Below are 23,029 nucleotides of genomic sequence, written 5' to 3'. Positions count from 1 at the left end.
CCCGGATGAAAAATTTATTAGCAACACGTGTAAAAACTTTAACACCATCTTCAACATTAGCTATTACTGCAAAAGCAAAAGCATTGAAAGAGCAAGGTATTGATGTTATTGGTCTTGGGGCTGGTGAACCAGACTTTAATACACCTCAAAACATTTTAAATGCAGCCATTGATTCAATGGAAAAAGGGTATACAAAATATACACCTGCTGGCGGACTACCAGTTCTGAAAAAAGCGATTATTGATAAGCTTCAACGCGACAATAACCTTGCCTATCAACCAAACGAAGTAATTGTTGGTGTAGGGGCAAAGCATATTTTATATACGCTATTCCAAGTGATTTTAAACGAGGGCGATGAGGTTATTATTCCAATACCTTATTGGGTGTCTTATCCAGAACAAGTGAAATTAGCTGGCGGTGTACCTGTATATGTTGAAGGTACACGTGAACAAAGCTATAAAATTACAGCGGATCAACTAAGAGCGGCTGTGACTGATAAAACGAAAGCAGTTATTATCAATTCACCTAGCAATCCATCAGGCATGATTTATTCTCGTGAAGAGCTAGCAGAACTTGCTGCTGTTGCAGAAGAAAAAGATATTTTAATCGTGTCAGATGAAATTTATGAGAAGCTTGTATACAATGGTATTGAGCATTTTTCAATTGCACAACTTTCTGATGCAGTGAAAGCACGTACAATCGTTGTAAACGGTGTGGCAAAATCTCACTCTATGACAGGCTGGCGTATTGGGTATGCTGCAGGTGACGCAGACATTATTAAAGCAATGACTGACCTTGCATCACACTCAACATCTAATGCGACAACAACTGCACAATATGCAACTGTGGAGGCGTATAATGGACCACAGGACGCAGTAGAAGAAATGCGACAAGCATTTGAATCTCGTCTTGAGAAAATTTATCCACAGTTAAGTGCAATTCCTGGCTTCCATGTATTAAAACCACAGGGTGCATTCTACTTATTACCAGATGTAGCAGAAGCTATGGCTCATACTGGCTATGATTCAGTAGATGCATTTGCTGCGGATATTTTAACAGAAGCAAACGTAGCAGTGATTCCAGGCTCTGGCTTCGGCGCGCCAACTACAATGCGATTATCTTATGCTACATCTTTAGACTTATTAGAAGAGGCAGTCCGCCGTATTGATTCATTTGTTAAATCAAAATGGCAAGACTAATCCTTCTAGTCGACTTTGGAGGATTTCTATGAAAAAAATTATGATTAAAGATATGCCTCAGCATATCGGTGAAACAGTCAAAATTGGCGCTTGGTTAGCTAACAAACGTTCAAGCGGAAAAATCGCTTTCTTACAACTACGTGATGGCTCTGGCTTCGTGCAGGGCGTTGTAGTGAAAGAAGAAGTAGGCGAAGAAATTTTTGCAACGGCAAAAGGGATAACGCAAGAAACTTCTATGTATGTTATTGGTGAGGTTAAAGCAGACGAACGTTCAAGCTTTGGCTGTGAACTTGCTGTAACAGGAATTGAAGTACTACATGCAGCAACAGATTTCCCAATTACACCAAAAGAACATGGCCCAGAATTTTTAATGGATAACCGTCATTTATGGCTACGTTCTCGTAAACAGCATGCCATAATGAAAATTCGTAACGAAATTATTCGTGCAACATACGAATTTTTCAACAACAATGGTTTTACAAAAATGGATCCACCAATTTTAACAGGATCTTCGCCTGAAGGTACTTCAGAGCTATTCCATACTAAATATTTTGATGAAGATGCGTATCTATCTCAATCTGGTCAACTTTACATGGAAGCGGCTGCAATGGCATTAGGGAAAGTATTCTCATTCGGTCCAACATTCCGTGCTGAAAAATCTAAAACACGTCGTCATTTAATCGAGTTCTGGATGATCGAGCCGGAGATGGCATTCGTGGAATTTGAAGAGAATTTAGAAGTACAAGAGCAATATGTAGCGCATATCGTACAGTCTGTTCTGGCAAACTGCAAATTAGATTTAGAGCGATTAGGCCGTGATACATCGAAGCTTGAAAACATCCAAGCGCCATTCCCTCGTATTTCTTATGATGATGCTATTAAGCTTCTACACGAACAAGGCTTTGACGATATTGAGTGGGGCGATGATTTTGGTGCGCCACACGAAACAGCAATTGCCAATTCGTTTGACAAACCAGTATTTATTACGTGTTACCCTGTAGGTATTAAACCATTCTATATGCAACCACACCCAGACCGTGATGATGTTGTATTATGTGCTGATTTAATTGCACCAGAGGGTTACGGTGAAATTATTGGTGGTTCTGAGCGTATCCATGACTATGATTTATTAAAATCTCGCCTAGAGGAACATAACCTATCATTAGATGCCTATGCATGGTATTTAGAACTTCGTAAACAAGGTTCTGTTCCGCATTCAGGCTTCGGACTTGGATTAGAGCGAACTGTAGCATGGATTTCTGGCACAGAGCATATTCGTGAAACAATTCCATTCCCACGTTTACTGAACCGCTTATATCCATAAGCTAATCAATTTAAAAGTCGCGTAGTGAACTATCTACGCGGCTTTTCTACTTACTTAAAGAAGGAGTCTGGAGAAACATGAACGTAAATAATCATCGACTCCGTACATGGACTGAGCAGAGAATGATTCCAATTCCTCAGCTTTTTTTTCAGTTTTATAAGGAGTTAAATATGGAGGATGAGGAGGCGCTCCTTGTCATGCACTTACTAGCCTTTCATATGGAAGGGAATGATTTCCCAACACCTAATGATCTAAAGAATCGTCTCACGATGCCTGACAATGATATTACGAAGCATTTACAACGATTAATGCAAAAAGGCTTCCTCGAAATTACGAGAGATGTGGATACGAGTGGTCGTTTATATGAAAAATATTCTGTATATCCACTTTGGGAGCGAATTGTGCAGATAATCGATATGAAAGAGCAGCAAACGTCTGCAGCGACACTTCGTCAGGAAGAAGGAGAGATTTTTCGTCTATTTGAAGAGGAAATGGGACGCCTTTTATCTCCTTTAGAGCTTGAAAAAATAGGATGTTGGCTTGATGAGGACAAGCATAGTCCAGCACTCATTAAAGAGGCCCTAAAGGAGGCTGTTTTTGCTGGGAAGCTGAGTATTCGTTATATTGATCGCATTTTATTAGAGTGGAAAAAGAAAAATATAACGACACCTCAAGCTGCTCAAAAGCAAAGTGAGCAGTTCCGTGAGAAGCAGACATTTAACAGAGCACCAGCTCGAACAGTACAACAAGAATCAACACAATCGACCAATAAAGTACCATTTTACAATTGGTTAGAAGAAAGAGAATAGGGGGCATCCGGTTTGTTAACGAAAAAACAGTGGGAGCATTGTCTAGATGAAATGGATCGAATGTTTCCCGATGCACATTGTGAGCTTGTACATGACAATGCCTTTGAGCTGACTATTGCGACATTATTATCTGCCCAATGTACAGATGTACTAGTCAATAAGGTGACAAAAACATTATTTCAAAAATATAAAACGCCAGAAGATTACTTAGCTGTATCGTTAGAGGAATTGCAGCAGGATATTCGCTCTATTGGTCTCTATCGCAATAAAGCGAAGAATATTCAGGCTTTATGCCAACGTTTGTTGGATGAGTATGGTGGTGAAATACCTGCAACACGAGAAGCACTGGTAACATTGCCTGGTGTAGGACGAAAAACCGCCAATGTGGTGCTTTCAGTGGCCTTTGATATTCCAGCACTTGCAGTGGATACCCATGTCGAGCGTGTGTCCAAACGTCTTGGCCTATGTCGATGGAAAGATTCAGTACTAGAAGTAGAAGAAACGATTATGAAAAAAACGCCAATGGATAAATGGTCCAAAACACATCACCAGTTAATTTTCTTTGGGCGTTACCATTGTAAGGCTCAAAATCCAGGATGCCATACCTGTCCTTTACTCAGTGATTGTCGGGAAGGGCAAAAACGTTTGAAGAAGGGCTTGGTGAAGGAAGCATGAATAGTGAGGCCATCGCAAAAGATAAAGTAGATGCATGGTTTACCAAGTGGACAACTCTGCAATCGACAATCCATACAGCTCATGATACAAGAAGCGGCATGGCTAAGCAGTTAATGGAGGAAGCAATTGAGTTGTTTGAACAACTTGTACATGCTGCAGGGGATGAAGTGTTACCGATTAATGGCGTAGAACGACTAGCCTTTATCAAAGCGAAGCCTGGTCAATATGCATGTTATCGTCAGCTAGATGAGTTATTTAAGGAGACAAAAAAGCGGACAGCACGCTTGCGAATTCAAGCTAGTAAAAGCTAGGGTTATTGATAAGTGCAGGAAGTGGATAAAAGACATGAAGTGAAGGATAGAGCGAAAAAAGTGAAGGATAGCGCGTTAAATCTGACAGATAGCCTCTATATCCGCTCATATAAAAAACCGAGAAGCAGCATCATGTGCTTCTCGGTTTTTTCGTTTATTCTGTGCTTTGATCTTCTTCAGTTGGGTTGGTAGGTTCGGTTGGAGTCGTCGGCTGTAGATTGCCATCATTATTATTGCCAGGGTCTCCTCCGTTGCCATTATTACCTTGCCCATTACCATTATTATTATGGTTATTGCCATTACCATTATTGCCATTTTCACCATTGCCATTGTTATTACCATTGTCTTCTTGCCCAGGATCTATTGGTAAATCAATTTCTGGCTCATCTGGTTCTTTCGTTTCTAAATCTTCTTCAGACGTGCTTGTGATTTGGAAAGTAGTTGTACCAGGTTCACTACGTGTGCCGTCCATAATGGCTACGACAGAGATTGTGTAATTTCCATCCTCTAGCGTATTGCCAACGGTTAACCCTTTGCTCTCAGTTGTGCCTAGAGCAAACGTTTGACCGTCATCACGTGTAGCAGTGACTTCAAATGAAGTTGGTAATGGTTCGTCCGTTTCTGGATCTACGATAGCATCATGTTCCCAAGAAATATTAATGGACTGTGCTTCTAAATCTAAGCTTGCCGAAACATTATAAGGTGTTGATAATTCTGGTGCTTCATAGACAGTCGACACCTCTTTTGGTTCAGTTCCACGTACAAATAGCTCTGTTTGACGCAATTCACTAGGAGTGTAATCACTTGCTAATTTTAGTGGTTTAGAGCCTACTTCAATCGTTGCTTCTACAACCGAATTAGGTTTTTTAAAGCTTGCTGTTTCAACATTAGCTGAAATTTCTTGCATTATCGACTTAAATAAATTTTGTGGTAATCGACGTTCTTCCCATGTTGTAATTGGATCAAAATGTTTTTCATACCCACTCCATATCGCAATGGAATAGTTTGTTGTATAACCAGCAAACCATGAATCAGGCACACTTGTATTCGGTAAGTTATATTTATTGAAATCTTCTGCAGAGTAGTTTGTTGTACCTGTTTTACCTGCAATATCTAAGCCAGGTACATTGGCAGCAGTACCAGATGCATCTGGTTTATTGCCCACTACATCACGCAGCATATCCGTTACCATATAAGCAGTATAATCGCTCATAGCAACTTTAGATTCAGGTGTGTAGTTTTTAGATGTTTTGCCATCACGATAGACAATTTTTGAAATCGCATGTGGATCCGTGTAGACCCCGTTATTACCGAAAGCTGCATAAGAAGCTGCCATTTGGATAGGGGAGATTGTAATAGCTCCTCCACCAATTGCATCCGATTCATAAAGATCATCTGTTTTAATGCCTAAATTTCCTACAAATTCCTTGGCCTTTTCAGTGCCAACCTCTTGTAATGCTTTGACAGCAGGAACGTTTCGTGAAGCATATAAAGCTTTACGAGCAGTCATGGCACCCATATATCGGCCATCCCAGTTTGTGATAGTTTGTTTTGTACCTGTGTAATTCATTGGCTCATCGACAAGTGTTTGACCTGTAGACCAATTTAAATATTCGATAGCTGGACCATAGTCAACTAATGGTTTCATTGTAGAACCTGGTTGATTTTTTTTCAGGTCGTCTGCGTAGTTCCAGCCACGTTCAGCACCGTAATGGCGACCACCACCAACGGCTTGAATCGCACCCGTTTTTGTATCGATAACCGCAACACCAGACTGAATTTCTTCAGTAGGGAAATTACTGTCATCGTTCATGACATTTTCTACAACCTTTTGGGCATCTGGATCAAGTGTTGTGTAAACTTTAATCCCTTCTGCCATCGCCGTTCCATCGCCGTTTTCTTCCAATTCATTAATCACGACATCTAGGAAGGCATCATATTTGGAACCAGCAAATGATTGACGTGTTGCATCATCAGCAAGACCTGCTTGAACTTCCACTTTCTTTGCTTCTTCCATTTCAGCTTTAGTTATTTTTCCATGTTGATACATTAATCCTAAAACTGTGTTACGACGTTTTTTTGCAAGCTCAGGATTTTTTAATGGATTATAAGCATTAGGTCGTTGTACTAACCCTGCTAATAAGGCTTCTTCATCTAATGTTAAATCTTTTAATTCTTTCCCATAGAAATATTGTGCTGCTGTTCCGAAGCCATAAATACGACCTGACATGAGCATTTTATTGAAGTACATTTCAAAAATTTCTTCTTTTGAATATTTACGCTCTAACTGAAAGGCTAGCCATGCTTCCTGTGCTTTACGCTTTAATTTTTTCTCATTTTGTAAAAAAGAGTTTTTCACAACTTGCTGTGTTAGGGTAGATGCACCTTGAGCACCGAAGCCATCACGGAAGTTGGCAAGAATAGCACCACCTAAACGATAAAAATCCATCCCGTGATGCTCGAAAAAGCGTACATCTTCCGTTGCTAGAATAGCGTTAACCATATCTTCTGGTATATCTTCATATTTTATATATTTACGGTTTTCTGCACCGATTGTTGCGAATAGTTCACCGTTTTTATCGTAGAACTCTGAAGAAACAGGGTCCTTTAATAATTCCTCATCAAGCTCTGGTGCTGTGCTAGCATAGTAGGCAAATAACCCAGCTCCTCCTATGAAGCCTGCCACACCGATAGCTAAGATCGCTAAGAAAATACGTTTAAACCATGTCTTAGCGGATGAAGTTGGTTTATTCTTTTTCTTTTTATTTTTTTCAGCGAGAGCTTTTTGATGCTCTCCACGTGTTCGACGACGTTCAGTCATTCTTATTTCTCCTCACTTTCAAACCCGCAGCATTTCGCATCGATCAATCGTTGGATGATGGGCAAATAATCGATACGTGGATAATAAGTCGTGGGAATTTCATATGCCTCTTCTTCAATCATTGAAAAGGGTATCGATTTCCGACTGCCATTCTCCATTGCTTGCCAGGCCTTTTGTAAAACTTCATATGGCACAATAAAATAACGTTCAAAAGCAGAAAAGCGAACGATTATAAAAGCCACACCATTTTGTTCCGTCACTTGCTGCATATGGGTCATTTGATGCTCATGAATATTTTTTAAGGGGAAACTCGTTTTGGAAGCAGTTTCCTTTGCATCAAAATCAATATAATGCCCATTCCAAACACCATTGTAGTCGGTTGTGGAAGGTGTTCGAAAGTATGCTTCTCGAATAACAGCAGCACTTCTCGAAGGATACTCTACTTTGACGATTTGCACAGGAACAGGTTTCTTATGAATGATAGCAAGTCGCCTTTTTATATAATAGTCGTTTGCTTCATTAATTTCATCTTCTAGCGTCTTTCCACGATTACTAAAAGACAAATCTTTGTTTCTACTTTTTTTTTCTGTTTTCTGTACAGAAGCATTGGGGGTATACAATTTCCCGTTTGGATAACGAATTGTCATTAAGCTCACCCTTTACCATACTGCATTTCTAATCATTAGTTTACCATGTTTTTATAGCTATTCTCTACTTCCATTTATTATGTTGCCGCTACTAGAATAGTAGATAACGAAAGATAATGAAGAACAAATTGCGTCGAAAATTCGCCAGCTCCTTTATTACTCGAATCGTCAAAATAACTGATAAAATGAAACACGAAATCGGGTTGAAATCTTTTCACATTCAGACCCTTCATTCATGACGCTTTTTTAGGTTGAAGGTTCACTATTAAAAATTTATCGAAAATCTTCTTCTTTCAGCTAACTTACGCTTATTTTGTCACCCTTGAAGGTAATTCTATACATTCGAGGAATACTAAAGTTAAAGCAAAGGAGGCGTTATTTTGAACAAGTTAAAACAATTAGTTGCGCAGTTAGATCTGGTCAATCAATTACTTTTCACAAGAGTGTCCCTGGAAAACAATGCACAGAGTTTGCACTTTTTTATGCAGCTTAAAGCGGTTAGCCAGAAAGTAAGCTTAGCAGAAAAGAACTGGCAAGTAAAGAATGCTTGTTCGCCTACTAGTAGTGAAAAATGATAGACTTTGGTACACTTATCTCATAAGCAATTGAACTATCGCTATAGCATTAAAATTGATACAATTTTTACCACAAAAGTACGGTGAATGGTGTCAATGCAGTGATATTTCCGTAGTTGATTTGATGGACAAGACATACTCACCATATATATGCAATGACTACGAAATATATTTGCTTACGTGATTGATGAGAGATGAGGTGCAAAATTGTTAGTGATTCAGCAAACAGCCCAATTAATAGATGAATGTGAACATTGTGTATCAAGGTTCTGGCAAATGCGTGAAGAAGACCGGACGCCAGATTTTTTTCAAGAGGTGAAACCACACGCTGATAAAATTCACCAGCTGTTGAAGGAATGGCAGCAAGAAGCAAATAAATGGATTGAACAAAATCGACCGAAATATATGCATACTCAACAAATTGCTTCAGCGGTAGAATCGATGGAGCAATTTGTTGTGCAGTCTTTTTATAAAGAAACAAGTAAAAAACGTTTTTTAGATGCGATTCATTCTACCTCCTATACATTAAAAATCTTTGAACGATTGGTAAGGGAGGGAGAAACGGATGCTAACGAAGAAACGAACGATTAGTGAGCTTTTACAAGAGTGGAGATATGATGAAGAATTAAAAGAGCGTATTCTTCATTGGCAAACATTGGAGGGTCGACCTGCCAAATATGCACCTTTCCCGGAAAATTTACACCCTTCATTAGTGAAGGCATTGCAGGCAAGAGGCATTGAGCAACTTTACACCCATCAAAGAGAGGCTTTTGATTTGGCGCAGTGTGGTACATCGTTTACTGCGGTTACACCAACTGCATCTGGTAAATCGTATTGCTATCATCTACCAGTGTTGCAAAAAATATTGGAAGATCCAAACGCGCGTGCCATTTATTTATTTCCGACAAAGGCATTAGCGCAAGATCAAAAAAATGACCTAAATGACCTTATCGAGCTAAGTGGTGAGGAGATATTGAGTTATACGTATGATGGAGATACGGCTCCAGGCATTCGTCAAAAGGTTCGCAAGGCAGGGCACATTGTTATGACAAACCCTGATATGCTTCATTCAGGTATATTGCCACACCATACGAAATGGGTATCCCTCTTTGAAAATTTACAATATATCGTAATTGATGAGCTGCATACCTACAAAGGGGTATTTGGTTCACATGTGGCACATGTTATTCGTAGATTAAAGCGTATTTGTGAATTTTATGGCAGTAACCCTGTGTTCATTTGTACGTCTGCTACTATAAAAAATCCTAAGGAGCTTGCAGAGCTGCTGACGAATGAACCACATACGCTCATTGCTGATTCGGGTGCACCAGTTGGCAAAAAAACCTTCCTTTTTTACAACCCACCTATTATTCATAAAACGTTTGGGGTGCGTAGGAGTGCCGTTTTAGAGGTCAGTGATTTAGCTAAAAGACTTTATGTTGCTGGCATTCAATCGATCATTTTTGCTAAAAGTCGGGTGCGTGTTGAGATGATTGTGACCTATTTAAAGGAACTTACACGAAACAAGCTGCTTGATGAATCTGTGCGTGGTTATCGAGGGGGATACTTGCCATCTGAGCGCCGCGTCATTGAAAAAGGCCTGCGTGATGGCACAATCCAAACGGTAGTTAGCACTAATGCATTAGAATTAGGCGTGGATATCGGCCAATTACAAGCGTGTATTATGACCGGTTACCCGGGAAATATTGCGAGTGCTTGGCAACAAGCAGGACGTGCAGGAAGACGTCAGGATGAGGCATTGATTATTTATGTTGCCCAATCTTCCGCATTAGACCAGTATGTGGTGAATCATCCGTTGTTTTTACTAGGGAGTACGCCAGAGGAAGCGCGTATCTATCCAGAAAATATGTTGATTTTAATGGATCATTTAAAATGTGCGGCCTTCGAGCTACCTTTTTCAACAGGCGATATGTATGGAGAATATGACATCCAGGATTTATTGGATTATTTAGCGGAAGAAGGGGTTGTCTTTAAGACGAGTGATAAGTGGCATTGGATGAGTGACCGTTTCCCCGCGCACGATATAAGCTTGCGCTCAGCGTCCCAGGAAAATGTGGTCATAATTGATCTGTCCATTCCTGCCCAAACAAAGGTGATTGGTGAAATGGATCGTCATAGTGCGATGACCCTGTTACACGAAGAAGCTATATACCTGCATCAAGGTATTCAATTTCAAGTAGAGAAACTTGATTGGGAAGAAAAGAAAGCCTATGTCCGTGAAGTAGATGTAGATTATTATACAGATGCTAATTTAGCAGTTGAGATGAAGGTGCTAGAGGAGGATCGTAGTCGTCATTATGGAGGTGGTACGATTGGTTTTGGCGATGTTGGCTTAGTGGCACAGGCAACGATTTTCAAGAAAATCCGCTTCGGCACACATGACAATATCGGGTCTGGACCTATTCATCTACCGCCAGATGAAATGCATACAAGCTCGTCTTGGTTATCGTTCAACAAAGTAGATCAATGGTCCGAAGCAGAATTAACGGACGCGATGACTGGAGCAGCTTATGCGATGAATGCCTTTATTCCAATATTTATTCAGTGCGACAGTAGCGATGTAGCTGTCGTACCACAAGTAAAAGCTTCACATAATGAATTGCCAACATTTTTCATTTATGATAAGTATCCTGGTGGTATTGGTTTAAGTGAAAAGGTTTATGACTTATGGGAAGATCTTATAATCAAAACATTAGAGCATGTTTCAAGTTGTCCTTGTGAGTCTGGCTGTCCATCATGCATTGGTGCACAAGACAGTTTGCAAGAAGGGAAGAAGAGGGTAGTAGTACTACTTCGGCTATTAACTCAAAAGTAAAATATAGAAGGCTTAAGGGATGACAGTTCCCTAAGCCTTCTTCCATTTTTGTGCCGCCATGCTACGGGTTTTACTGGAGGAAAGAGTAAGAGAGGATGAGCAGAGCATATGAAAAAGAATCAGTTACATTATTTCTTTTACCCCATCATTTATTTTCTACTTAGAACAGGTTTTCAATATATTTCAAATGACGAAGTGAAATGGAAGGAAAGCTTATCCATTATGATTATTAGTATGATCGTGCTGCTCTTTGCCCTATTACTTTTTAATTGGTCTAAAACTTCCTATGATTGGAAAAAGGATAAGGATGTTTAGAATCACGAGCTAACTCCTACATATGTGTTTAGAGCAAAGAATATTTTGAATGAGCTAATGAATCGTGTTACTCTTGCTAGAGATGTCTTAACTATAAGCAGAAAATGAGTGAAATACATGTCTTACGAAAATAAAATACTCCAAATGAAAAAAATGCTTGGTAAAAAACCAGCGGCTCAACAAAAGGTGGAAGAACCCGCTTTTCAAAAGCCTGCAAAGCCAAGCTATACAGAGCAATGGCAAAAAGCAGGACTAACGGTTGTTGAAAATGACTTTGGCATTGTGTTTAAGCGTCAAGTACACTATCCATTTTCTTATCAGCATGGCCATTATCAGCTACGGTCATTTTTTGATGCCTTGAAAAAATGGCAAGGTGCCGATTTTCATCACCCTTATGCGCTTGATATAAATGAACCTGTATTATTTTTTGATACAGAAACAACCGGCTTAAAGGGTGTGGGAACGCATATTTTTCTGCTCGGTTTTTTAGAAATGGCAGAGGAAGGTTTTGAGTTGACCCAATATATTCTTGCTGACCCTGCACACGAGGCAGCTTTTTTGTTTGAATCTAAGCTATGGCAAAAAACAGCGACCGTTATTACCTATAATGGAAAAAGCTTTGATTGGCCACAGCTTGAAACACGTTGGACGCTTCACCAGAAAACGTTACCGAAATTACGATCACAACGACAAATAGATTTGTTGCATAGTTCGAAGCGTTTATGGAAAAATGATATGGAGCGCTTAAAATTAAAATCTGTGGAGGAAGAGAAACTTGGTTTTTCTCGAAAAGGAGATATTCCAGGTCATCTCGCACCTATTATTTATTTAGATGCTGTGAAAAGCGGCATACCAGATGCCCTTATGAAGGTTTTGCTTCATAACGAGTGGGATTTACTGTCCCTTATCACACTTTATAGTCATTCTACACATTTATTGTTTGAGGAAGACCATGAAGAATCCGCAAAAACCTTCACTAATATTGGGAAATGGTATGGTGATTTAAAAGAAAGCACCCAAAGTGTTAGGGTATTAGAAAAGGTGACAACTCAATTTGATGCACTAGAAGCAGGCCATGCTCAATATTATTTAGCCTTACAGCATAAAAAGAGTAAACGCTATAGTGAAGCCATTGACTCATTTGTGGCCTCTCTCCATTTTGTAGAAGCAAGAACAAAGTTACATGTCCTTGAGCAGCTAGCCATACTTTATGAGCATCAAATAAAAGATTATGAGCAGGCCCTTTACTATACGCATGAGGGCATACGTCTAATTCGAAATAATGAGCAATGGAGAGCAGAACAAAAACAAAAATGGGAAATTTCATGGGAAAAGCGATTGCACAGACTAGGAAATAAGAAATAATTTCCTGGGTAAGCGCAAGAATCGACAACTTTATCCTTACAATTGGTGTTTTCAGACGATATAATGTGATGAAGTGTGCTATAATGTATTCGTGTATGTAGTGTGAGGAAGGGCGATGTGAATGGACATTAAATTAACGTCAAAAATGATCCTTGAAAAGGAATTTAAAAAGAATTTTAAAGGCTATAATGTAGAAGATGTAGATTCTTTTCTTGATGAAATTATTCAAGACTATGAAACGTTTGAAAAAGTGGTGGCCCAACTACGTGAAGAAAATAGACAATTAAAAGAGGAAATTGATAGTACACCAAAGAGACAACCAGTTGCTTCAGCAACAGCTGGTACAACTAACTTTGATATTTTAAAACGTCTATCTAATTTAGAAAAACATGTATTTGGTAGCAAGCTATACGAATAAATTTAGTCATTTATATTGTATTTAACATAAAACTCTAGTATAATCTTTCGTATCATCATGAAATTCTGGTAATCGCTGCGGCGCTAGACGTCGTAGAGGAAAGTCCATGCTCACACGGTTCTGAGATGGCCGTAGTGTTCGTGCTTACTGAAAAAATAAGGTAAGGCAGCTGTTCAGGCTGACGGCGGAAGGAAAACCTACGTCTTTGGATATGGTTGACACTTCCTGAAAGTGCCACAGTGACGAAGCTTGCTTGGAAACTTGCAAGGTGGAACGAGGTAAACCCCACGAGTGAGAAACCCAAATTATGGTAGGGGCACTCTCTAGAAGGAATTGAACGGATAGAGGGACAGAGTTTGCTCTGTAGATAGATGATTACCACCTGATCGTACGAGGCGCAAGCTGTTTGAGTACTCGGGAACAAAACATGGCTTATGGAATTTTTTGATGCTTATCTATGAATAACAAGCGCTCTCCAACTCGGTGGAGAGCTTTTATTTTGAGTTCATGAGGAAAAAGTAACCTTGTTAATCAAGTCTTGGTATGCGCGATACGTTTGAGAATAGCTAAATCAGTGCTCTCTCTATCGCTACCGCTTCTAAGTCACAATATCTAAACGGTTATCGTAACAATATAATGTATGTAGATCTTGAGTAGATAAATAAGTCGAGCCTCAGGTATCAATCCTAAAGGTGATAAGAATACGTACATCTTCTTTCCATTTCAGCCGGTGTCCTAAAATTTTGGAGTGGCGCTTTTCAAGGAAGCTTGAAAATCTAGATGCATTTTTATCTACGCGAAAGCGAAGCGTCAGCGAAAATTTACGCTGAGGCGTAATGGATTACATACCGATTGACGAAATGCCCTTCTTAGGGAGTATAGAGAGATAGGATGGAGCGGAAACATGAACGGAGTGAATAATTGGGAAAGTATGGATAAGTTGAATTTGATTTCAAAATATCCTACGACCTTAGTACTTAAAATCTTCGAAAATGTATCTGAAGGTATCATGATTACGGATGAATACAAAAAAATAGTAATGGTGAATCCCGCCTTTGAATTTGTGACAGGCTATACACGAGATGAAGTGGTTGGAAAAACGCCCGCCGTTTTGCAATCGGGTGTACATGAATTGCCTTTCTATTTAGAGATGTGGGAACAGATACGACAAGAAGGCATTTGGCAAGGTGAGATATGGAATCGACGTAAAACAGGAGATGTATATCCTGAATGGTTAACGATTGTAAGTGTAACCAACGATGAGGGGAAGGTTACAAATTACTGTGGTATTTTCACAGATTTGTCTGAAAGAAAAATAGTAGAACATGAATTAGAAAAGCGTTTACTTACGGATTCATTAACAGATGTATCCAATCGTTTTGCCTATATTGAAAGAATGGATAATCTCTTAGAATCGACTTCTGCTATTTCTCATTCAGTGCAGCACGCGGTTTATTTTTTAGATTTGGATCGCTTCAAACAAATTAATGATACATTAGGCCATGCTGTAGGAGATTCAATTTTAATAGAAGTAGCAAATCGTTTAAAAAAATTACTGAAAAACAAAGATATTATTGCAAGATATGGTGGGGATGAATTTGTCATCACCTTAACCAATGTGAAAAATGTCAAAGAAGCAGCAAAATTTGCTGAGCAAATCATTAGTAGTATAGAACAACCGATGATGTTAAATGGGCAGGAAGTATTTATTTCTACAAGTGTTGGGATTAGTGTTTATCCAGTAGACGGAAAAAACACAGAAGAACTGATTAATTGTGCAGATCGAGCCATGACTTATTCAAAAAAACATGAATTGAATGGCTATTCCTTTTATTTTGATGAACTACAAACTGATGCAAAACGAGTTTTATTGCTTGATTCAGAGTTAAGAAGAGCCATAGAAAATCGCGAATTTGAGCTGTATTTTCAACCAAAAATTTCGGTGGAAAATGAGGGGATTCAAGGTTTAGAGGCACTGGTACGTTGGAATAGCGAAAGGCTTGGCTTTGTATCACCAGCGGAGTTTATACCTTATGCTGAGGATACGGGATTAATCATTCCGTTAAGTGAGGTTATTTTAGAAAAAGCATGTGAATCAGTTATTCAAATGCAACAACAAGGTTGGAAAACACCTGTAGCCATTAATATATCGAGCATTCACTTTAAACAGCAGAATTTTTTAGATTCAATACAAACAATATTAGAACGCTATAATATGCCAGCAAACAATTTTGAAATAGAAGTAACGGAACGAACAGTTATGAATAATGCAAACGAAACTGTCAGTAAGTTAGTGCGCTTGAAACAATTAGGCTTTAAAATCTCGATCGACGATTTTGGGACGGGCTATTCGTCTTTAAGCTATTTAGTTCGTTTTCCATTAGATTGTTTAAAAATTGATCGTAGCTTTATTCAACATATTGGATCACTTGATGAGAAACAGGCAGTTGTAGATGCGATTATTCAAATGTCACATCGATTAAAAATGAAAGTTGTTGCTGAAGGTGTTGAACAGGCACAACAAGTGGATATACTACGTAAAATGAACTGTGATATTATTCAAGGCTATTATTACAGCAAACCATTACCATTAAATGAGCTCATTGAGTTTATGGAGTATTGGGAAATTGAGCATCAAGGAAGGAAATAATCTATGGCAAACTATCAATTAGTAGCTACTTCAGCAATGGGCTTAGAGGCAATAGTTGCCCAAGAAGTGAAAGCACTCGGCTATGAAACAACTGTTGACAATGGCAAAGTATATTTTGAGGGCGACGAAACAGCTATTGCACGTACCAATTTATGGCTGCGTGTAGCGGATCGAGTAAAAATTGTTGTTGGACAATTCCCAGCAAAATCGTTTGAACAATTATTTGAAAGTGTAAAAGCATTACCATGGGAGAAGTATTTACCGGTGGATGCTGCTTTTCCGGTTTCAGGGAAGTCGGTTAAATCGAAATTATTTAGTGTGCCAGATTGCCAAGCGATTACAAAAAAAGCGATTGTCGAACGCATGAAACAGCATTATAAACGACTTGGCTTTTTAGATGAATCAGGGGCGACCTACAAAATTGAGGTTTCAATTTTAAAAGATGTGGCGACACTAACGATTGATACGTCTGGCGCAGGCTTGCATAAGCGTGGCTATCGTCAGGCGCAAGGTGAGGCACCGTTAAAAGAAACATTAGCTGCAGCACTTGTACAAATTTCGAAGTGGAATCCAAATCGTCCGTTTGTTGACCCATTCTGTGGCTCGGGTACCATTGCATTAGAAGCGGCAATGTTTGGACAAAATATAGCACCGGGATATAACCGTGAATTTATTTCAGAGGATTGGCCGTGGATGAAAGCTGCCATCTGGGATACGGTTCGTGATGAAGCAGAAAGCTTAGCGAATTATGATCAGCCACTAGAAATTATTGGTTCAGATATTGATCATCGCATGGTCAGCATTGCGCAAGAAAACGCGATGGAAGCAGGTTTTGGTGAGTTAATCGCGTTTAAGCAAATGCAAGCACGTGATTTTACAACACAATTAACGGATGGTGTCATGATTGGTAACCCACCATACGGAGAACGTATCGGTGATGTGGAAGTCGTAGAGCAAGTAATCCGTGATTTAGGAAAAGTGATGAAGAATTATCCAACTTGGTCTGTATATATGCTTTCCTCCATGAAAAATTTTGAAGAATTATATGGACGCCAAGCGACGAAGAAGCGTAAGTTATTTAATGGCTTTATAGAAACAAATTATTATCAATTCTGGGGTCAAAAGTCTAAAAGAGATTAACGAATAGTAACGGAAGATAAGTTGTTTTCTTATCTTCCGTTTCGTCGCGTATAATAGCACCAGAGAGTTAGAGGGGGAACATTAATTGCGTAAATCTTTACCATTTGCATTATCAAAGGACCGTTCATTTTTTGATTCATTAGGTGATTGGATGGGTGATGTCCTTTATGATGAATTACCTGAAAAAGGCTTTGAATGCCGTGATGAGCAAATTTTTATGGCTTATCAAATAGAACAAGCACTAAAAGAAAAAAATGTTCTCTTTGCAGAGGCAGGAGTGGGAACTGGCAAAACCATTGCTTATTTACTACCAGCCATTTCCTATGCGCGTTACACTGGGAAACCAGCGCTCATTGCTTGCGCAGATGAAACATTAATCGACCAGCTCGTAAAAGAGGGGGGCGATATTTATAAGCTTCAAAAAACATTAGGACTTGAAATTGATGTTCGCTTAGCAAAATCGCGAGATCAGTATTTATGCTTAAAACGTTTTGAAGAAACGGAAAAGGTAGTAACGGATGAATGGATTGATGATATTGCCTTTTCTATTCCAGATGGTGTGTATGCACAAGGCTCAATGATCGCTGTCCATCCGTATGGTGAGCGTAGTGATTATCCGACTGTTAGTGACGAAGATTGGCAAAAGGTCAATTATAATGCCATTATGCAATGTTCGGTTTGTGAGCTTCGTAATCGCTGTGGGCAAACATTACATCGCTCACATTATCGTAAATCAACAGATCTTGTTATCTGTTCACAGGATTTTTTAATGGAGCATTTGGCCACTAAGGAATCGCGTGAGCGTGAAGGCCAGCTAGCATTATTGCCAGAGGTATCGATGATTGTGTTGGATGAAGGACATCTATTGGAATATGCTGCTCAAAAAGCAATGACATACAAAGTACAGGCAACAACCATTGTTAAACTACTTGAGCGATTGATGGTAGATGGCGTACGTGAGCGTACACTGTACGCAATGGAAAAATTACAGGATGATCATGAGCTATTCTTTGATCAGCTTCGTGATGATATCGTTGCTTCAAATGAGGATCGTAAACGTATAAACAAATCAAAAACACTGCTTGCTTACGGGAAGCAGTTAATAAAAGATGTAGAAACGTTGATGGAAGAATTCGTCTTTGAATCAGAAATGTATATGATTCCCGAATATGAATTAAATATGGCAGAAGAATACTTAGAACAATATGAGGCTTCTTTGCGTATTTTCATAGCACAGGGCGATGCAGTAGATTGGTTAGAGGAGACAGATGGCGAAGAAACGCTTGTTATTATGCCTCGTTTAATTACAGAGGTTTTAGCTGAAAAATTATTCTCTAAAAAGCTTCCAATCGTCTTTTCTTCTGCAACCTTATCTGTTAATAAAGACTTTTCATATATTGCCTATAGTTTAGGAATTCGAGATTATCAATCATTTTCAGTACCTTCTCCATTCGACTATGAAGAAGTGATGAAAATCTATTTACATGAGCTTAGTCAAGGTGATAAAACAGCGCGAGTTCAGCAATTGCTACGTGATGGCGAGCAAACATTAATATTATTTAAATCCAAGCAAGCGATGCTAAACTTTAAAGCAGAATTACCACTAATGGAACGAATGTATGTGGCTTTCGAAGGAGATCGAGAGCTTTCAGCAATCGTCCGAGACTTCCAGCAGGGATCGGTTAAAACATTATGCTCATATCATTTATGGGAAGGCTTAGATTTACCAGAGGAAGCATTAACACGTGTTATTATTTATGATTTACCGTTTCCTCCACAAGATCCACTATTTGATGCGAAGCGCACATTTGCTGAAAACCCATTTGAAGAGGTGGAGCTACCTTTCATGCAATTACGCTTGCAGCAAGGGATGGGACGCTTAATTCGGACATCAAATGATCATGGAGACATCCACATTTTGCTGAATGAGGAAGAACAAAAACAGCGTGCAGCCTTTGAAAACATATTAGCTGTTGTCCCAGAAATAAAATAATGAAAAACGAGTTTGCCATAGAGGTAAGCTCGTTTTTTAATATATTGAAATAATATTTTTCTCGATGTTAAATAATTCAATTTTAAAAAACTGTTGAATATTTCTCTTTTAAGCTATATAGTTCTTTGTAATGCAACAATATCTGGTGAAAGAAAATATTTTTTTTATTGAAAATAATTTCACAAAAGGTTTATAATAATGACAAGAATTTTTAAGAATAATCAAATTGATTGTTGATTATTTTAGATAGGGGGCTTGAGCCTGTCGAACATTCAATCATTATGTAGAAAATATACAAACCTTTCGGCAACGGATATTGACAAGTTAACAGAAATAGAGGCTACACTAAAGTATTATGCTGAGTTGACTGATTGTTATATGTTCATAGATTGCATGTTGGAAAATTTACCACATGCGATTGTTGTGGCAGAGGCTTTCCCGAACAAGGAAATTGGGTTATATGAGAAATCAGTTATCGGAAAATTCGTATTTGAAAGTTTTGAACCAGCCGTATTCGCTGCGTTTAAACATAAAGAAAAATCATCCATCTCAAGAGCAATTACGCAGGAAGGTGTTACGGTAGAGCAACATGTCATTCCTATTTTTAATGAGCAACAGCAAGTAATAGCAGTGTTGATTCAGGAAAAAATGGTGAAGATGCAATCGACACCGAAAGATGATTTTCAAAATATGCCTTTCGCATTAATTGAGCATATTGTAGAACCAAACTCTCAGCCAATACCAGTTGTGTCAGATTTACTTGTAGAATCGATCATTCTGACAAATCACGAGAACAAAGTGATTTACAGTAATCCTGCTGGCTACCATTTTATTTCTGAGCTATCAGGGTTAGAAAATTTTGACAATGTTGCATTAGATAAAATATTACCGTTTTTACAGGAAGTCTATGATAAAGGCGATGATGTCTTTTTCTTAGAAATTACGATTGATCGTAAATCCTTTATTGTGAAGAAAATTCCGATTCGTAGTCATAACGAGAAAGTGACGCTACTCATTATTCATGATCTAACAGAGCTTAAACTGAAAGAAAATGAGCTAATGATGAAAACATTTGCGATACGGGAAATTCACCATCGTGTGAAAAATAATCTTCAGACAGTAACGAGCCTTCTACGTTTGCAAATGCGGAATGATTTGTCGGCTGCGAATGCAAGTGCTTTTCAGGAGGCATTAAATCGAATATATAGTATTTCATCGGTTTATGAGCTTATTTTAGAAAACGAGGATAACGCTGAGGAAAGAGTAGACGTTATCGCATTAGCTAAAAAAATAGGTCATAAAATGATTGGCACGTCCAATACAGCGACTATTCAATTAGCCTTTCATCATGATAATTTGCAACTATTTTGCCATTCAAAAAAAGCAGTATCCCTTGCACTCATTATTTGCGAGCTACTGCAAAATGCATTAAAGTATGCTTTTATCGGACGTGATGAGGGAACCATCGATATTCTATTCATGCAGGAAGATTCAACGATTTCACTTCATATTTCTGACAACGGCGTTGGAATGCAAGAGGTGAAGGCATCTTTTGGTATGGAGATTATCACAAGGCTCGTCGAATATGATTTAGCTGGCTCATTTTCAATTATCCCTAGTGAAGAAGGTACACATACTCAAGTTCAGTTCCCTGTAAGTGAGGAGGTATTTATCGTAAATGACTAGGAAAGTTATGATTGTCGAAGATGAATCACTGATTGCGATTGATTTGAAGTTTATGTTAGAAGATAATGGCTATGAAGTAGTGGCGCAGGCGAACAATGGGGAAACAGCCATTGAATTAGCCTTTTTACATAAACCACAGTTAATCTTAATGGACATCAAAATGCCTAAACTAGATGGTTTAAAGGCAAGTAAAATTATTGAACAACAGCTTGGTATACCAGTTCTTTTCATCTCGGCTTACAGTGAAAAAGAATTGTTGCTATACATGAAGCAGGATAATATATTAGGGTATGTAATGAAACCGTTTTCTGAAAAAAATGTGTTGCCTGTGTTAGAGGTTGCCTTTCATCAAATTGATAAGTTCAACCGTCTCAATGGGGAGATTTTACATAAGCAAACACAATTAGATAAGCGGAAAGTCATTGAACGAGCAAAGGGCTTGCTAATGCAGGCCGAAAATATAAGCGAGGACGAGGCTTACCGTAGGATTCGCAATGAAAGTATGCAAACCCAACAGGAAATGGTGCATATCGCCCAGCAAATTATTAATACTTTACAAGTCAATAGTTGAAGCAAAGGCGCTTTAAAGAGATTTCTTCTTTAAAGCGCCTTTTTTTCTATAAATTTATTAAAAAAGGGGTGATGAGTAAGATGGCAATGATAGGAACGATTATCGTTTATATTATTATGATTTGTGCTGTTTTAGGGGCAATCGGGGCAATCCGAGATGCTGAGTATGGAATTGGAAAAGAATTTATGAATGGTATCCATACCGTTGGACATATTTTTGTCCCAGCAGCAGGGATCATGGCAGCTATTCCTTACTTAACATGGTTTATTAGTCATTTTATTAGTCCGATTTTTGAGTTAATTGGTGCAGATCCTGCGATAGCAGCGACGACAATATTAGCTTCGGACATGGGTGGTTACCAATTAGCCAATGCATTAAAAGAGTCTTATGAAGGATGGGTCATGGCTCTAGTTGTTGGATTTATGTCTGGTGCTACTATCGTATTCTCTATTCCAATGGGGCTTGCAATGTTAGATAAGCGTGATCATAAGTATATGGCGCTAGGTATTATGGCCGGCGTATTAACGATTCCGATTGGTGCATTTATTTCTTCAATCATGATTGTGCTATTTAATACAGAAGTCCGTGAAGTCATTAGTACAACAGAGGCACCTACATATGTGTTTGCCATTTCTGTTTTACAAATATTAATTAACTTACTACCTTTATTTATTTTCGTTATTTTAATCGCACTAGGCTTAAAGCTTATTCCGAACGGTATGATTAAAGGATTTATGCTATTCGGACGTGTGATGGATGCCGGGATTAAATTAGTATTAGTGTTCTCGATTGTTGAGATTTTTACAGGTATTTTTACAAAGATTTTTGGTGCGTGGGGCTTTGATCCAATCATGGCAGATGAGATCGATCAATTCCGAGCATTAGAGACAGCCGGTTATATCGGTATTATGCTAGCGGGTGCCTTCCCAATGGTGTATTTAATTCGAAAATATGCTTCCAAGCCACTTGAAGCGGCTGGTAAAAAATTAGGCTTATCCTCTGTAGGAAGTGCGGGGATTTTAGCAACGATTGCTAATATTTTGGCGATGTTTACACTGATTCGCCATATGCCACCAAAAGATAAAGTTATTAACATTGCATTTGGTGTGTGTTCTGCATTCCTATTAGGCGATCACTTATCATTTACAGCTAATTTCCAGCCTACTATTATCTTGCCTGTTATCGCTGGTAAGTTTTTAGCGGGTGTCATTGCCATTATTTTAGCTTATAAGCTTTCCGTACCAACTGCATTAAGGTTGGAAATTGAGGATCGCAAGGCTGGCATTATCAAAGAAGGCGAATATGTAACAGAGCAAAAATCTTAATTGATTAAAAAAGTGAGGTGATGACGTGTGAGTGAAGAAAAGAAACGATTTATTCAGGAGTTTGTGCCGGGTAAACAGCTAACATTGAGTCACCTTATTGCCAATCCTGATCCAGATATGTTTCAAAAGCTAGGAATCCAAGAAGCAGGTGCGCTGGGCATCATGACTTGTACTCCGAGTGAAACAGTGATTATTGCAGGGGATTTAGCGACAAAGGCTGCCAATGTCAAACTCGGATTTTTAGATCGTTTTACAGGTAGTCTCGTTATTGTGGGAAGTGTTTCTGAAGTGGAAATGGCGATGTTAGAAATTAATCGTTTTTTATCCGAGGTATTAGGGTACACCCCATCAAAAATAACGAAATCATAG

At 38.7% G+C, this 23,029-nt stretch carries 20 protein-coding genes and 1 other RNA gene; 19 read left to right on the top strand and 2 right to left on the bottom strand.

Features of this window, described 5'->3' with window-relative positions:
- The first annotated feature begins 5 nt into the window (after window positions 1–5).
- The 5 genes from ABC382_RS07655 to ABC382_RS07635 all read left to right on the top strand — a co-directional run bounded on the left by ABC382_RS07655 (window position 6) and on the right by ABC382_RS07635 (window position 4,318).
- Window positions 6–1,199: a pyridoxal phosphate-dependent aminotransferase gene (locus ABC382_RS07655; RefSeq protein ID WP_274796455.1), complete on the top strand. Its 1,194-nt coding sequence runs from the start codon at window positions 6–8 to the stop codon at window positions 1,197–1,199.
- A 28-nt stretch (window positions 1,200–1,227) separates the two neighbouring features.
- Window positions 1,228–2,523, top strand: a complete 1,296-nt coding sequence (gene asnS / locus ABC382_RS07650; protein ID WP_274796456.1) for an asparagine--tRNA ligase — start codon at window positions 1,228–1,230, stop codon at window positions 2,521–2,523.
- Window positions 2,524–2,600: 77 nt separating this feature from the next.
- Window positions 2,601–3,332 carry a DnaD domain-containing protein gene (locus ABC382_RS07645; protein ID WP_312505528.1) on the top strand — a complete coding sequence of 244 codons (732 nt, stop codon included), beginning with the start codon at window positions 2,601–2,603 and terminating at the stop codon, window positions 3,330–3,332.
- 12 nt (window positions 3,333–3,344) lie between these two features.
- Window positions 3,345–4,007 carry an endonuclease III gene (nth, locus tag ABC382_RS07640; protein WP_274796458.1) on the top strand — a complete coding sequence of 221 codons (663 nt, stop codon included), beginning with the start codon at window positions 3,345–3,347 and terminating at the stop codon, window positions 4,005–4,007.
- Window positions 4,004–4,318 (top strand): YpoC family protein, encoded by a 315-nt coding sequence (locus tag ABC382_RS07635; RefSeq protein ID WP_274796459.1) that lies wholly within the window; start codon window positions 4,004–4,006, stop codon window positions 4,316–4,318. The genes nth and ABC382_RS07635 overlap by 4 nt, the downstream gene beginning before the upstream one ends.
- 154 nt (window positions 4,319–4,472) lie before the next feature.
- On the opposite strand, the gene ABC382_RS07630 is transcribed toward ABC382_RS07635, so the two are convergent.
- Together ABC382_RS07630 and recU are read right to left on the bottom strand one after the other, a co-directional pair.
- On the bottom strand, window positions 4,473–7,139 hold the full coding sequence (locus ABC382_RS07630) for a PBP1A family penicillin-binding protein (RefSeq protein WP_341385878.1): 2,667 nt from the start codon (window positions 7,137–7,139) through the stop codon (window positions 4,473–4,475).
- A gap of 2 nt (window positions 7,140–7,141) precedes the next feature.
- Window positions 7,142–7,786, bottom strand: coding sequence for a Holliday junction resolvase RecU (recU, locus tag ABC382_RS07625; protein ID WP_274796462.1), 645 nt, complete (start codon window positions 7,784–7,786; stop codon window positions 7,142–7,144).
- A gap of 380 nt (window positions 7,787–8,166) precedes the next feature.
- Here recU and ABC382_RS07620 point away from each other — a divergent pair, with 380 nt between their 5' ends.
- The 14 genes from ABC382_RS07620 to ABC382_RS07555 all read left to right on the top strand — a co-directional run bounded on the left by ABC382_RS07620 (window position 8,167) and on the right by ABC382_RS07555 (window position 23,029).
- The gene (locus tag ABC382_RS07620) at window positions 8,167–8,361 is read left to right on the top strand and encodes an endonuclease (protein ID WP_274796463.1); all 195 of its coding nucleotides are present in this window, start codon (window positions 8,167–8,169) and stop codon (window positions 8,359–8,361) included.
- 213 nt (window positions 8,362–8,574) lie between these two features.
- A complete protein-coding gene (locus ABC382_RS07615) occupies window positions 8,575–8,952 on the top strand; it encodes a YppE family protein (protein ID WP_396631736.1) in 378 nt (125 codons plus the stop codon).
- A complete protein-coding gene (locus ABC382_RS07610; protein ID WP_341385879.1) occupies window positions 8,927–11,197 on the top strand; it encodes a DEAD/DEAH box helicase in 2,271 nt (756 codons plus the stop codon). The genes ABC382_RS07615 and ABC382_RS07610 overlap by 26 nt, the downstream gene beginning before the upstream one ends.
- A gap of 108 nt (window positions 11,198–11,305) precedes the next feature.
- Window positions 11,306–11,512, top strand: coding sequence for a hypothetical protein (locus tag ABC382_RS07605; protein WP_341385880.1), 207 nt, complete (start codon window positions 11,306–11,308; stop codon window positions 11,510–11,512).
- Window positions 11,513–11,629: 117 nt separating this feature from the next.
- Window positions 11,630–12,877 (top strand): ribonuclease H-like domain-containing protein, encoded by a 1,248-nt coding sequence (locus ABC382_RS07600; protein ID WP_341385881.1) that lies wholly within the window; start codon window positions 11,630–11,632, stop codon window positions 12,875–12,877.
- 121 nt (window positions 12,878–12,998) lie between these two features.
- On the top strand, window positions 12,999–13,295 hold the full coding sequence (gpsB, locus tag ABC382_RS07595) for a cell division regulator GpsB (RefSeq protein WP_274796467.1): 297 nt from the start codon (window positions 12,999–13,001) through the stop codon (window positions 13,293–13,295).
- A 60-nt stretch (window positions 13,296–13,355) separates the two neighbouring features.
- Window positions 13,356–13,735: RNase P RNA component class B (gene rnpB, locus ABC382_RS07590), an RNA gene on the top strand.
- 464 nt (window positions 13,736–14,199) lie between these two features.
- Entirely contained in the window at window positions 14,200–15,945 is a 1,746-nt protein-coding gene (locus ABC382_RS07585) for a putative bifunctional diguanylate cyclase/phosphodiesterase (protein ID WP_312505521.1), read from the top strand.
- A 3-nt stretch (window positions 15,946–15,948) separates the two neighbouring features.
- Window positions 15,949–17,085: a THUMP domain-containing class I SAM-dependent RNA methyltransferase gene (locus ABC382_RS07580; protein ID WP_274796469.1), complete on the top strand. Its 1,137-nt coding sequence runs from the start codon at window positions 15,949–15,951 to the stop codon at window positions 17,083–17,085.
- Between the two features lie 85 nt (window positions 17,086–17,170).
- Window positions 17,171–19,078 (top strand): ATP-dependent DNA helicase, encoded by a 1,908-nt coding sequence (locus ABC382_RS07575; protein WP_274796470.1) that lies wholly within the window; start codon window positions 17,171–17,173, stop codon window positions 19,076–19,078.
- A gap of 255 nt (window positions 19,079–19,333) precedes the next feature.
- A complete protein-coding gene (locus tag ABC382_RS07570; RefSeq protein WP_322610464.1) occupies window positions 19,334–20,764 on the top strand; it encodes a sensor histidine kinase in 1,431 nt (476 codons plus the stop codon).
- Window positions 20,757–21,335, top strand: coding sequence for an ANTAR domain-containing response regulator (locus ABC382_RS07565; RefSeq protein ID WP_274796473.1), 579 nt, complete (start codon window positions 20,757–20,759; stop codon window positions 21,333–21,335). Before ABC382_RS07570 ends, ABC382_RS07565 begins: the two co-directional genes overlap by 8 nt.
- Window positions 21,336–21,415: 80 nt before the next feature.
- On the top strand, window positions 21,416–22,660 hold the full coding sequence (gene eutH / locus ABC382_RS07560) for an ethanolamine utilization protein EutH (protein WP_274796474.1): 1,245 nt from the start codon (window positions 21,416–21,418) through the stop codon (window positions 22,658–22,660).
- Between the two features lie 27 nt (window positions 22,661–22,687).
- On the top strand, window positions 22,688–23,029 hold the full coding sequence (locus ABC382_RS07555) for a BMC domain-containing protein (protein WP_274796475.1): 342 nt from the start codon (window positions 22,688–22,690) through the stop codon (window positions 23,027–23,029).

Source organism: Lysinibacillus phoenicis, from assembly GCF_047238325.1.
Taxonomy (GTDB): domain Bacteria; phylum Bacillota; class Bacilli; order Bacillales_A; family Planococcaceae; genus Lysinibacillus; species Lysinibacillus irui.
This window is presented reverse-complemented; position numbering and strand designations above follow the sequence as displayed.

Excerpts from the sequence above, each read along its gene's own strand:
- ABC382_RS07655 (WP_274796455.1), top strand. The coding sequence starts at position 6 with ATGAAAAATTTATTAGCAACACGTGTAAAAACTTTAACACCATCTTCA.
- ABC382_RS07610 (WP_341385879.1), top strand. The coding sequence starts at position 8,927 with ATGCTAACGAAGAAACGAACGATTAGTGAGCTTTTACAAGAGTGGAGA.
- ABC382_RS07585 (WP_312505521.1), top strand. The coding sequence starts at position 14,200 with ATGAACGGAGTGAATAATTGGGAAAGTATGGATAAGTTGAATTTGATT.
- recU (WP_274796462.1), bottom strand. The coding sequence starts at position 7,786 with ATGACAATTCGTTATCCAAACGGGAAATTGTATACCCCCAATGCTTCT.
- ABC382_RS07645 (WP_312505528.1), top strand. The coding sequence starts at position 2,601 with ATGAACGTAAATAATCATCGACTCCGTACATGGACTGAGCAGAGAATG.
- gpsB (WP_274796467.1), top strand. The coding sequence starts at position 12,999 with ATGGACATTAAATTAACGTCAAAAATGATCCTTGAAAAGGAATTTAAA.
- ABC382_RS07565 (WP_274796473.1), top strand. The coding sequence starts at position 20,757 with ATGACTAGGAAAGTTATGATTGTCGAAGATGAATCACTGATTGCGATT.
- ABC382_RS07600 (WP_341385881.1), top strand. The coding sequence starts at position 11,630 with ATGTCTTACGAAAATAAAATACTCCAAATGAAAAAAATGCTTGGTAAA.
- ABC382_RS07580 (WP_274796469.1), top strand. The coding sequence starts at position 15,949 with ATGGCAAACTATCAATTAGTAGCTACTTCAGCAATGGGCTTAGAGGCA.
- ABC382_RS07630 (WP_341385878.1), bottom strand. The coding sequence starts at position 7,139 with ATGACTGAACGTCGTCGAACACGTGGAGAGCATCAAAAAGCTCTCGCT.
- ABC382_RS07605 (WP_341385880.1), top strand. The coding sequence starts at position 11,306 with ATGAAAAAGAATCAGTTACATTATTTCTTTTACCCCATCATTTATTTT.
- eutH (WP_274796474.1), top strand. The coding sequence starts at position 21,416 with ATGGCAATGATAGGAACGATTATCGTTTATATTATTATGATTTGTGCT.
- asnS (WP_274796456.1), top strand. The coding sequence starts at position 1,228 with ATGAAAAAAATTATGATTAAAGATATGCCTCAGCATATCGGTGAAACA.
- ABC382_RS07635 (WP_274796459.1), top strand. The coding sequence starts at position 4,004 with ATGAATAGTGAGGCCATCGCAAAAGATAAAGTAGATGCATGGTTTACC.